Here is a 10,857-nt window from a genome sequence, read left to right as displayed (position 1 = left end):
ACTCGAAATGCTCCACATCACTCTCGACATCTTCCTCGCGCGAAAGCAACTCGCGAGTCCAACATGAACAATCCCCCCTTGCGGGGAGGGGTTAGGGGTTAGGGGTGGGGGTGCGAGCGCAGCGAGCTCCCTTGCGACGCAGGCACTACCCTCGCCGTCATCCGTCAGTGCCGGAAATGCCGCATGCCGGTGAACACCATGGCAAGGCCGGCCTTGTCGGCGGCGGCGATCACCTCGTCGTCGCGCACCGAGCCGCCCGGCTGGATCACCGCCGTTGCCCCGGCCTCGACCAGCGCCTCGAGCCCGTCGGCAAAGGGGAAGAAGGCGTCCGACGCCACCACCGAGCCCTGGGTCAGCGCGCCCTCCAGGCCGGCCGCGCGGGCGGCGTCCTGGGATTTGCGGTGGGCGGTCCGCGCCGAATCCACCCGGCTCATCTGGCCCGCGCCGATCCCCACCGTCGCCCCGTCCCTGACATAGACGATGGCGTTGGACTTGACGTGCTTGGCCACTTTAGCGGCGACGAGGAGGTCGGCCATTTCCTGCTCGGTGGGCGCACGCCGGGTCACCACCTTGAGTTCGCAGTCCTCGGCATTGGCATTGTCGCGGGTCTGCACCAGCAATCCCCCGGCCACCGAGCGCACGGTCAGCCCCTCGGCCTTGGGATCGGGCAGGGCGTCGGTCACGAGGAGACGCAGGTTCTTCTTGGCCGCGACGATGTCGATGGCCTCCGGGCTGGCGCCGGGGGCGATGATCACTTCGGTGAACAGTTTGACGATTTCCCGCGCCGCATCGGCTTCCAGCGGTCGGTTGAGCGCCACGATGCCGCCAAAGGCCGAGACCGGATCGCACATCAGCGCCGCCTTGTAGGCGTCGAGGATGGTCGCGCCCTGTCCGACCCCGCACGGATTGGCGTGCTTGATGATCGCCACCGCTGCCGTCTTCGCCGGATCGAATTCGGCGACCAGCTCGAAGGCGGCGTCGGTGTCGTTGATATTGTTGAACGAGAGCTGCTTGCCCTGCAGCTGGGTCGCGGTGGCGACGCCGGGGCGGTTGGAGCCATCGGCATAAAAGGCCGCCCATTGGTGCGGGTTTTCGCCATAGCGCATGGTTTCGCGCAGGGTGCCGGCAAAGCTGCGCCAGGCGAGATCGGGGGTTTCGAGGGTTTTGGCGAACCAGCTGGACACCCCCGCGTCATAGGCGGCGGTGCGGCCATAGGCCTTGGCGGCGTATTTCTGCCGCGCGGGATAGGCGATCTCGCCGGTTTCTTTCAGGGCCGCGAGCACGTCGCCATAATCGGCGGGATCGACGATCACCGTCACGTCCCCATGGTTCTTGGCGGCGGCGCGGATCATGGCCGGGCCGCCGATATCGATATTCTCGATCACCTCGTCATATTCGGCGCCTTTGGCCACGGTCTGGGCGAAGGGATAGAGATTGACCACCAGCAGGTCGATGGGCGCGATGTCGTGGATGCGCATGGCCGAGCGGTGCGCCTCATTGGCGCGGATGCCCAGGAGGCCCCCATGCACCTTGGGGTGCAGGGTCTTCACCCGGCCGTCCATGATCTCGGGAAAGCCGGTGACCTCGGAAATATCGATCACCGGCAGGCCGGCATCGGTCAGCGCCTTGCGCGTGCCGCCGGTCGAGATGATCTCGACGCCGAGCCCGGCCAGCGCCGTGGCGAATTCGATGATGCCGGTCTTGTCGGAGACCGACAGCAACGCCCGTTTGATCTTGGTTGCGCCATGCACCATGAGACTGATCCTGCCATTCACATATCCGAGGGAGATTGGCGCGGCCTATCACGCTTTGCCCCGGGAGGAAACAGCGACAAAAGGTCAAATCGGCTGGGGCACAGTCCGGGCCGCTCCATTCACCCCTGGCTTTGCCGCGTGAACACCCAGGCGATGTCGGCGCCGTCGAAGGCGGGGCCGTGCAGGACGATCTGGCGCGTGCGGTTGAGCCCGAAATGGGCCGAGTGGCGCACGCTGTCGTCGATTTCGGCCGCCGCGCCCTCCCACAGAAAAGTCCACACCTCGCCATTGCGATAGACGAGGCGGATGAGGTCTTCCTCGGCGCTGCGCTCCACCACCACGCCGGGGGCGAGGTGGAAGCGGATCGAGAACGCGCCCTGCTGCTTCTTGCGCCCCGGCCCGGCGACGAAGCGGTCCTGGCCCACCAGCGTCTGGCCGCCCCCCATCAGGGTGAGGCGGCGGACGATGTCGAGTCCGTAGCGTTCGCCATAGGCGCCGGAGCGCAATTCGAGGGTGTTTTCCGCCGCATCGAACCCGATCGCGCCCGGCCTGGCGTTTTCGAGCGCCGCCTCGCGGCCCGGGCCCCGGCCGACGATGGTCGCGCTCGAGAGGTCGTCGATGGTGGGGGCGCTGTGGGCCGAGGTGTGGCGGAAGAGATCGCGGCTGTCGTCCAGCTGCGCGGGGGCCGGGCCGCAATTGCCCGCCACAAGGGTCGAGCCGCAGGCAAATTCGAAGGCGAGCGCGCTGGCATGGGCGTCGCGGGAGGCCTCGATGGGCGGCAACCGTCCGCCATCGGCCACCAGCTTGCCCGGCCCGTCGACCAGGACGCCATAGCCGCCGACCAGGCCCGAGCCGCTGCTCCTGATGCCCGATTGCGCGCCAATCGAGAGGACCAGCTCCACCGGCACCTGGCCGCAGCCATGGAAAAAGGCGGCTTCGCGCGTACCGAGCACCAGATGGTCGAGGGCCCGGTGCATGGCCTCCATGCGCTGGGCCAGCAAGGGGGCGAGGCGCCCATGGCGCTGGATCAGCGCCTGGTTGACCGGGATCAGCTCGACGAGGATCTGGATCTGGTGCAGCGGGTTGCGGGTGATGACCAGCCCGTCGCCGTCCACCGTGCGGGCGAGCAGCGCGGCGAGGTCGCCGACCAGGGCGTCGAGATCGCCGGCCGTCTCGGCCTCGCTCAGCGCCGCTCCGGCCAGCGCGATGGCGGCCATGATCCGCGCCATGGGGTCGGGGGACAGCCCGGCCCGGACCTTCAGCGAATGGAGCTGGATGGCCAGCGAACGGTTGAGCCGGCGCATCTGGTCGGGGCTGGCGCCATCGGTCAGCAGCGCATAGGCCTTGAGCCAGTTGAGCACGCGCCTCCCGGTGACGAAAACCCCCCAGATGTCCCGGTCGAACCGCTCGTGACGCGCCAGCCAGTCCCGCACCAGGGTGCGGGCGAAGGCGCGCTGGCCGGGATCGGTGACCCCGGCGAAATGGCGCAGCCAGCCAAAGCCGTTGAGTTCGAGCTGCCAGGCATCGGATTCATCGAGAAGGGCGAAGGGCGAGGTGCCGCCGGTCTCGACGGTTTCCCCGGCCAGGAGATATTTGCCCTCCATCATCTCCACCACCGTCTGGCTGTCGGCGGGGCGGAAATCGGCGAGTCGCGGGGCGAAGCGGGTGTCGGCGCTGCCCGACCAGGTCCAGGCGTTGAGCGGATGGGTGACGATGCGGTCGGCTACCGCCAACGCGCCCCGACGCATCCCGAAACTCAACCGACTCAACAAACGCATGGTCCAACACTGCTCGCACGAAGCCCAAGGGGTATCAAGAAAATGTTAACCACAGGGAAAGGCGAGGCGGAAGCTCAGGCCGACCGGAGCAGCCGCATGGCGAAGAACCCGTCAAGGCCACCCGCCACCCCGCCGGGCAGGTCGAGAGCCGGGGTGAGGCGCAGCGTGCCATCGGGCCGGAGCGGCGCCGTCCAGCCCTCCAGCTCGTCGCCGGCGATGGGGAGGAGGCGCGCGCCGGGCAGGGCGTCCAGCGCCCAGGCGCATTGCTCCTCGCCTTCGGCCGCTTCGAGCGAGCAGACGCAATAGACCAGCCGCCCGCCCGGCTTGAGCATGGCGTAGGCCCGCTCCAGCATGCGGCGCTGCATGCCCACGCGGCCGGCGATTCCCGCCTGGTCCCGGTGCCGCAGCACTTCGGGGTGGCGGCGGAAGGTGCCGGTGGCCGAGCAGGGGGCGTCGAGCAGGATGGCGTCGAAGGGTTGCGCGGGCGCAAAGGCGAGCGCGTCGCCCACCACCATTTCGGCGCCGAGCTGCAGGCGTTCGAGATTGGCCGCCACCCGCTGCATGCGCTCGGGCGAGATGTCAAGGGCGGTGACCTCGCCCCCGGCCGCGGCCAGTTGCGCCGTCTTGCCGCCCGGGGCGGCGCAGATGTCGAGCACACGCTCGCCGGGCTGGACCTGGAGCAGGCGGGCTGGGATGGCGGCGGATACGTCCTGCACCCACCATCGGCCCTCGGCAAAGCCGGGCAGGTCGGGAATGGCCGCCTCGCGCTCTTTAAGGCGCAGCGTGGGGCCGATGATCCGCTCGCCGCCGAGCGCAGTGGCAAGCGCCGCGTCGGGTTGCTTGAGGGTCAGGTCGAGGGGCGGCGTTTCGACAAGCCGCTCGGCGAAGCGCGCCACGGCCTCCTCCCCATGGGCGGCGGACCATTGGCTGGCCAGCCAGTCGGGGATCAGCAGGGCCGGCGGCAGGGCGGCGAAAGTTTCCGCCTGGCGCTGCACAGTGCGCAGGGCGCCATTGACCAGCCGGTCGAAGCGCCCGGCCCGCTTGTCGGCCCGTGCCGATTCGACGGCGAGGTTGAGGGCCGAATGGGCGGGGATGTCACCGAGATAGAGAAGCTGGGCGACCCCGATCCGCAGCACCGCCTCGAGAATGCCGGCCCGTTGCGGTACGCCCTTGGGAAGGACCGCCGAGAAGACGGCGTCGATCTGTCCGTGACGGCGCAGGGCGGTGGTCGCCAGCCGGTTGGCCAGCGCCCGATCGCGCGGATCGGGCAGCCGGTCGGGCCCTATGGGGGCGAAGGGCTTGCCGCCGAGGACTTTTTGCAGGTGAAAGGCGGCCTCGAGCCGGGGCTTGAGGCCGGGAAGAAATTTCGGCGGTGGCAAGGCGTGTCCTATCCCCAGGGTCCAGGTGACGAATCGTCCCCCTGCGGCCGGGGCCGCGTGCCGGGCGCGCGCCAGCTCTGGCCGGGCCGGGGAGTGGCTTCGATTGGGTTTACCCGTCCGCGCGGGGTTTGGCCACCGCCCCCGCCGGAAACCCGCATGCTCATCAGCGCCGCGATGCGGTTTTCGACATTGGGGTGGGTCGAGAACAGATTGTCCATGCGCGCGCCCGACAGCGGGTTGGAGATGTAGAGATGCGCCATGGCCGGGGCGCGCTCGGCGGGCATGTTGACCACGCGCTGTCCGGCGGCTGAAATCTTGCGCAGCGCCGAGGCCAGCGCCTGCGGATCGCCGCAGATCTCGGCTCCGTCCTTGTCGGCCTCGTATTCGTGCGTGCGGCTCACCGCCATCTGCACCAGCATGGCGGCGATGGGGGCGAGGATCACCATGGCGATCACGCCCACGAAACCGAGCGGATTGTTGTTCTCGCGCGAGCCGCCGAAGAACATGCCGAACTGGGCCAGCATGGAGATCGCGCCAGCCAGGGTCGCGGTGACCGTCATGGTCAGCGTGTCGCGATTCTTGATATGGGCCAGCTCATGGGCGATCACCGCCGCCACCTCGCCATTGTCGAGGGAGCGCAACAGGCCGGCGGAGACGGCGACGACGCCCTTGTCGGGGCTGCGGCCGGTGGCGAAGGCATTGGGCTGGTCCGTCTCGATCAGGTAGAGCCGGGGCATGGGCAGGCCGGCATTGGCGGCCAGCCGTTCGGTCATCCGGTACAGGTCGGGGGCCGAGCGCGGGTCGATCTCGCGCGCGCCCTGCATCGAAAGCACCATCTTGTCCGAGTTCCAATAGGCGAAGGCATTGGTCCCGAGGGCAAAGATGAAGGCGATGGTCATGCCGCCGGTGCCGCCGACAAGATAGCCCACGCCCATGAACAGCGCGGTCATCCCGGCCAGCAGAATGGTGGTTCGCAATGCGTTCATCATCAGGCGGGTGCTTTCCTCAAGCGGTTGTGGTGCTTATATGATGGGAACGCAAAACCCCGCCCACAAGAGACCGGTTCCCTAAACTTGTCGTCATGAAGGCCTGCCCATGAGCGAAAAAAAGCCCCTGAAACGCCCCGATCCTGAGACCGCCCGCCGGGCGCTGGCCGAAGCGAGGGCCCGACAGGCCGAGATCGACGCTCGCACCTCCAACGCGCCGCGCGAGGTCGATGGCCGTGGCGGGCTCGACCCCGCCCGCTATGGCGATTGGGAGATCAAGGGCATTTCATCGGACTTTTAGAGTGAGATCAGGAAAAGTTGCAGACTTTTCCGGTTCGATCTCGCGACAAAACAAAGATTCTAGGGCTCGACCCCGCCCATCCTGCAGATTATGGCCCATTCGGCGTCGCTCACCGACTGCACCGAGAGCCGCGAATTGTTGACCAGCACCATGGCTTCGAGTTCGGGCACCTGCTTGATCTCGTCCAGCGTCACCGGTCTGGCGAAGGGGCGCACGGCCTCAACGTCGACACATTCCCAGCGCGGGTCGTCGGTGGTGGAATCGGGGTGGACCTCATTGGCCACGCGGACGATGCCCACCACGGCTTTTTGCTTCACCGAATGGTAGAAAAACCCAAGCTCGCCCTGCTTCATGGCGCGCATGTTGTTGCGGGCCTGATAGTTGCGCACCCCGTTCCACTCCTCGGGGGCGCCCTTTTTCACCTGATCGTCCCAGCCCCAGGTTTCGGGTTCGGTCTTGAACAGCCAGTACGCCATGGTCTCACATCCCCTCGGGGCGCTTGATCACCCAGTTCCACGGGGTGATGGTGACGCTGTCGAACACCCCGGCCAGGGCATAGGGATCGGCGCCCACCACCCGCTCGGCCTCGGCGCGGTCGGCGGCGGCGACCACCATCATCGAGCCCATGGCCTTGCCGTCCTCGCCCAGCAGCGGGCCGGCCAGCACCATGGCATCGCCATTGTCCTCCCAATATTGCAGATGGCTCGGGCGGGTCTGCATGCGCATTTCGAAATGATCTTGCTTGTCCGTCGCGATCACCGCGAACATCTGGGTCATTGTCTATCCTTCGCGTTTGAGGGGCCGCCGCATGAGCATGGGGACGATGGTCTCGATCCTTGCCTCACCCGACAAGAGGAGATCCACCGCCGCGATCAGCGGGGCATCGATGTGATTGGCCTCGGCCACCGCGCGGGCCACCGGGGCGGTGAAGACGCCTTCGGCCAGCCCCATGCCGCCCTCTCTTATGGCTGCGACCGACTGGCCGCGCCCCAGCGCCATGCCGAAGCGGTAATTGCGTGATTGGTCCGAGGTGCAGGACAGGGCGAGATCGCCGATGCCGGCCAGCCCGGCAAGGGTCGCCTCGCTGCCGCCGAGGGCGACGATCATCCGGCCCAGCTCGGCATAGGCACGGGCGAGGAAGGCCGAGCGGGCCGAGAGTCCCAGCCCCGCCCCCTCTATGGCCCCGGCCCCCAGCGCATAGACGTTCTTGAGCCCGCCGCACATCTCGACCCCGACGATATCGCCGCTGGCATAGGGGCGGAAACAGTCCGAGGCAAGGAGCGCCGCCATCGTCTCGGCGCGCTCGATGGAAGGACCGGCCAGGGTCACCGCCGTGGGCTTGCCCGCCGCCACGTCATGGGCAAAGCTCGGGCCGGACAGCACGAAGGGCTCGGCCTGGGGGGCATGCCGGGCAAGGATCTGGCTCTGGCGGTCATGGCTCGTGGTTTCCAGCCCCTTGGCGCAGAGGATCACCGGCTTGCCGGCCAGTTTTTTGGGCCCGATGGCGGCCAGCGTCGCGCGGGTGGCCTGAGCGGGCACCACCATGAGCACCGCCTCGGCGGCTTCCAGCCCGGCAAAGCCGGTCTGGGCCACGAGGCCGGGATCGAGCGCGAGGTCCCCCAGATAGCGGGTGATTGTATGGCGGGCGTTGATCTCGGCCACCGCCTCGGTGTCGCGGCCGACGAGGGTGACTGCATGCCCGGCAAACCGCGCCGCCTGGGCCAGCGCGGCGCCCCAGGCGCCGGCTCCGATCACTACGATGCTCACGCCGCCCCCTTGTCGAGTTCGTCGAGCGGCCAGCGCGGCCGCGCCGCCGCGGCAAAGCCGTCGACCAGCCCCAGGGCCAGCCGCTCGGCTCCGGCCCAGGCGATCATCGCCCCATTGTCGGTGCACAGCGCCGGCGGCGGGATGACCAGCCTGCTGCCGGTCTCCTCGGCCACGGCGCGCAGGGCGCCGCCAATGGCGCGATTGGCCGCAACCCCGCCCGCGACGACGAAGACCGGCTGGCGGTCCGGGAACAGTTCGGCATGGCGCTCCAGCGCCTGACGGGCCCGGGTGGCGATGATGTCGGTCACCGCCGCCTGGAAGCTGGCGCAGAGATCGGCGATGTCTCGCTCCGAGACCGGGGCCACCGATTCGGCGGCCAGTCGCAGGGCAGTCTTCAGCCCCGAAAAGGAGAAGTCGAGGCGCTTTTCCCGCAGCAGCGGCCGGGGCAGGGCGAAGCGGGTCGGGTCGCCCGCGCGCGCCGCCTTTTCCACTTCCGGCCCGCCGGGATAGCCGAGGCCCAGCAGCTTGGCCGCCTTGTCGAAGGCCTCCCCCAGCGCGTCGTCTATGGTCGAGCCCCAGCGCTGGTAGTCGCCGACCCCGCGCACCAGGACGAATTGGGAATGCCCGCCCGAGACCAGCAGCATCAGATAGGGAAACTGCACCCCATCAGTAAGCCGCGCGGTCAGCGCATGGCCCTCGAGATGGTTGACGGCGACGAGCGGCTTGCCCGAGGCGGCGGCCAGCGCCTTGCCGGTGGTCAGCCCCACCAGCACCCCCCCGATCAGTCCCGGCCCGGCCGTCGCGGCGATGGCGTCGAGATCGGAAAGGGCGGTGCCGGCTTCATCCAGGGCGCGTCTGATGATCGCGTCGAGATGGACCACATGGGCCCGCGCCGCCAGTTCGGGCACCACGCCCCCGAATGGGCGGTGCTCCTCGATCTGGCTGCGCACGATATTGGAGACGATCTCGCCCCTTCCATCGGCATGACGGCGCACGATGGCGGCGGCGGTCTCGTCGCAGCTCGTCTCGATTCCCAAAATCAGCGTGTCGCGATCCATTGCGGCGATCTGGTCTCTGGCCTAGCTCTATGATCTGATGGCAAAAGCGGGATCGCTGCAGCACTCCCGCGCGTTGTCCTTTATCTTCCTTCTCTTACACCGGCGAGGCCACATTGCAATCTCCCCAGACCGCCCCCGTTCTCACCATCGGCACAAGGGGCTCCCCGCTGGCGCTGAAACAGGCCGAGGAAGTGCGGAGTCGGCTGGCCGCGGTGAACGGGCTCGATGCGGACGCCATCGCCATCCGGGTGATCAAGACCTCCGGCGACATCATCCTCGACCGGCCGCTGTCGGAAGTGGGGGGCAAGGGCTTGTTCACCAAGGAGCTCGAAGTGGCGCTGGCCGGGGGCGAGATCGATCTCGCCGTCCATTCGGCCAAGGACGTGGCGACGGCCATCGACCCAGGCTTCACGCTGGCGGCCTATCTGCCGCGCGAGGATGTGCGCGACGCCTTCCTCTCGCTCATTGCCAAAAGCCCCGATCATCTGCCCGAGGGGGCGATCATCGGCTCCTCCTCGCTGCGCCGCCGGGCCCAGATGAAGCGCTTCCGCCCCGATTTCCGCACCGTCGAATTTCGCGGCAATGTGCAGACGCGGCTGCAAAAGCTCGCCGATGGGGTGGCTCAGGCGACGCTCTTGGCCATGGCCGGGCTCAACCGGCTGGGGGAGGCGCATCGGGTCACCCATGTGCTCGACGTCGCCCATTTCCCGCCCGCGCCCGCGCAAGGAGCCATCGTCATCGAGACCCGGGCCGGGGACGGGGCGGCGACGCGGCTGGCCGCCATGCTCGACGATCCGGCGACCCGGGCCATGGTCGAGGCCGAGCGCGCCTTTCTCACCGTGCTCGACGGTTCGTGCCGCACCCCCATCGCCGCCTATTCCAGCCTTTCGGACGGCCGCATGAGCCTGTTCGGCCAGATTTTGCTGCCCGACGGATCGGAGGTGTTCGAGGACGAGATGACCGCCGACGCCGATGCGGGGCGCGATCTGGGCACGCGATTGGGCGAAAAGCTGCTGGCCGATGCCGGTCCCGATTTCATCGCCAGGGTCAAGCAAGGATGACCCTCACCCCGCGCCGCGTCCTCGTCACCCGCCCGCGCGCCGATGCCGGACGTACGGCTGCGGGGCTGGCCGCCATCGGGCTCGAGCCGGTCATCGCCCCACTGCTCGAAGCGCAGATGACCGGCATCGCGCTGCCCCCGGCACAGGATTACGCCGCGGTGGCCGCCACGTCGGCCAATGGCGTGCGCGCCCTGGCCGAGCACAAGGACGGCGACGGCTTCACCCATCTGCCGCTTTTCGCGGTGGGCGAGCACACGGCCAATGCTGCCCGCGCCGCCGGGTTTTCCCGCATTCTCTTTGCGCAGGGCACGCTGGCCCATCTGGTCGAGCTGATTGCCGCCAACCGGCCGTCCGGCCCGATCTTCTACCCCGCCGCCCAGCACCAGAGCGGCGATCTCACCGGGCTTCTGGCGCAAAGGGAGATCGCCGTCACCCCGCGCATCCTCTACGCCATGCGGGCGGTCGAGGCGCTGCCGCCCGATCTCGCCGACCGGCTGGCGGCGGGGGAGATCGAGGGCGCGGTGTTCTTCTCGCGCCGAACCGCGACGATTTTCGCGGGCCTTCTGGCTGGGGAGCGCTTCGCGGCGACGCGCCGCGCGCTCTCCTGCCTGTGCCTCGCCGAGAATGTCGCCGAACCGCTGGTCGACAGCCACTTCCTGCGCATCGGGCTGGCCGATGCGCCCTCGCACGCGGCTATGCTGGTGCTGGCCCTGGCTTTTGCCCGCGATCAAATCAGTCCATGATGACCGTGGTGCGCGTACCAATCAGGAGGC

Annotated in this window: 11 protein-coding genes; 3 read left to right on the top strand and 8 right to left on the bottom strand. The window is 68.5% G+C overall.

The features are described 5' to 3' along the window. Positions 1-164 precede the first annotated feature (164 nt). The 4 genes from purH to htpX all read right to left on the bottom strand — a co-directional run bounded on the left by purH (position 165) and on the right by htpX (position 5,897). Positions 165-1,754 (bottom strand): bifunctional phosphoribosylaminoimidazolecarboxamide formyltransferase/IMP cyclohydrolase, encoded by a 1,590-nt coding sequence (gene purH, locus DVH29_RS05930; RefSeq protein WP_114645237.1) that lies wholly within the window; start codon positions 1,752-1,754, stop codon positions 165-167. A gap of 119 nt (positions 1,755-1,873) precedes the next feature. Further along, positions 1,874-3,487, bottom strand: coding sequence for a heparinase II/III family protein (locus DVH29_RS05925; protein ID WP_114645236.1), 1,614 nt, complete (start codon positions 3,485-3,487; stop codon positions 1,874-1,876). Between the two features lie 119 nt (positions 3,488-3,606). Then, on the bottom strand, positions 3,607-4,911 hold the full coding sequence (locus DVH29_RS05920) for an RsmB/NOP family class I SAM-dependent RNA methyltransferase (protein WP_114645235.1): 1,305 nt from the start codon (positions 4,909-4,911) through the stop codon (positions 3,607-3,609). Positions 4,912-4,919: 8 nt separating this feature from the next. Next, positions 4,920-5,897 carry a zinc metalloprotease HtpX gene (gene htpX / locus DVH29_RS05915; protein ID WP_199562533.1) on the bottom strand — a complete coding sequence of 326 codons (978 nt, stop codon included), beginning with the start codon at positions 5,895-5,897 and terminating at the stop codon, positions 4,920-4,922. Positions 5,898-6,006: 109 nt separating this feature from the next. Between htpX and DVH29_RS05910 the strand changes: the two genes are divergently transcribed. Then, a complete protein-coding gene (locus DVH29_RS05910; protein ID WP_114645233.1) occupies positions 6,007-6,198 on the top strand; it encodes a DUF1674 domain-containing protein in 192 nt (63 codons plus the stop codon). A 59-nt stretch (positions 6,199-6,257) separates the two neighbouring features. On the opposite strand, the gene DVH29_RS05905 is transcribed toward DVH29_RS05910, so the two are convergent. Genes DVH29_RS05905 through tsaD form a run of 4 tightly spaced genes read right to left on the bottom strand, consistent with a single transcriptional unit; the run spans position 6,258 to position 9,023 of the window. Continuing rightward, positions 6,258-6,674 (bottom strand): EVE domain-containing protein, encoded by a 417-nt coding sequence (locus tag DVH29_RS05905; protein ID WP_114645232.1) that lies wholly within the window; start codon positions 6,672-6,674, stop codon positions 6,258-6,260. 4 nt (positions 6,675-6,678) lie between these two features. Next, complete coding sequence (locus tag DVH29_RS05900) at positions 6,679-6,975, bottom strand: YciI family protein (RefSeq protein WP_114645231.1); 297 nt, start codon at positions 6,973-6,975, stop codon at positions 6,679-6,681. A 3-nt stretch (positions 6,976-6,978) separates the two neighbouring features. Further along, the gene (locus DVH29_RS05895) at positions 6,979-7,965 is read right to left on the bottom strand and encodes an NAD(P)H-dependent glycerol-3-phosphate dehydrogenase (protein WP_158541577.1); all 987 of its coding nucleotides are present in this window, start codon (positions 7,963-7,965) and stop codon (positions 6,979-6,981) included. Further along, positions 7,962-9,023, bottom strand: a complete 1,062-nt coding sequence (gene tsaD / locus DVH29_RS05890) for a tRNA (adenosine(37)-N6)-threonylcarbamoyltransferase complex transferase subunit TsaD (protein ID WP_114645230.1) — start codon at positions 9,021-9,023, stop codon at positions 7,962-7,964. Before tsaD ends, DVH29_RS05895 begins: the two co-directional genes overlap by 4 nt. A 113-nt stretch (positions 9,024-9,136) precedes the next feature. Between tsaD and hemC the strand changes: the two genes are divergently transcribed. Next, positions 9,137-10,084, top strand: a complete 948-nt coding sequence (gene hemC / locus DVH29_RS05885; protein WP_114645229.1) for a hydroxymethylbilane synthase — start codon at positions 9,137-9,139, stop codon at positions 10,082-10,084. Further along, a complete protein-coding gene (locus DVH29_RS05880) occupies positions 10,081-10,827 on the top strand; it encodes a uroporphyrinogen-III synthase (RefSeq protein WP_114645228.1) in 747 nt (248 codons plus the stop codon). Before hemC ends, DVH29_RS05880 begins: the two co-directional genes overlap by 4 nt. Positions 10,828-10,857 lie beyond the last annotated feature (30 nt).

The organism is Pelagibacterium lacus (genome assembly GCF_003345525.1).
Lineage (GTDB): Bacteria > Pseudomonadota > Alphaproteobacteria > Rhizobiales > Devosiaceae > Pelagibacterium > Pelagibacterium lacus.
Note: the sequence above shows the minus strand (reverse complement) of the source record. Positions and strands in the feature narration are given on the sequence as shown.

Excerpts from the sequence above, each read along its gene's own strand:
- purH (WP_114645237.1), bottom strand. The coding sequence starts at position 1,754 with ATGGTGCATGGCGCAACCAAGATCAAACGGGCGTTGCTGTCGGTCTCC.
- htpX (WP_199562533.1), bottom strand. The coding sequence starts at position 5,897 with ATGAACGCATTGCGAACCACCATTCTGCTGGCCGGGATGACCGCGCTG.
- DVH29_RS05910 (WP_114645233.1), top strand. The coding sequence starts at position 6,007 with ATGAGCGAAAAAAAGCCCCTGAAACGCCCCGATCCTGAGACCGCCCGC.
- DVH29_RS05905 (WP_114645232.1), bottom strand. The coding sequence starts at position 6,674 with ATGGCGTACTGGCTGTTCAAGACCGAACCCGAAACCTGGGGCTGGGAC.
- DVH29_RS05900 (WP_114645231.1), bottom strand. The coding sequence starts at position 6,975 with ATGACCCAGATGTTCGCGGTGATCGCGACGGACAAGCAAGATCATTTC.
- tsaD (WP_114645230.1), bottom strand. The coding sequence starts at position 9,023 with ATGGATCGCGACACGCTGATTTTGGGAATCGAGACGAGCTGCGACGAG.
- DVH29_RS05880 (WP_114645228.1), top strand. The coding sequence starts at position 10,081 with ATGACCCTCACCCCGCGCCGCGTCCTCGTCACCCGCCCGCGCGCCGAT.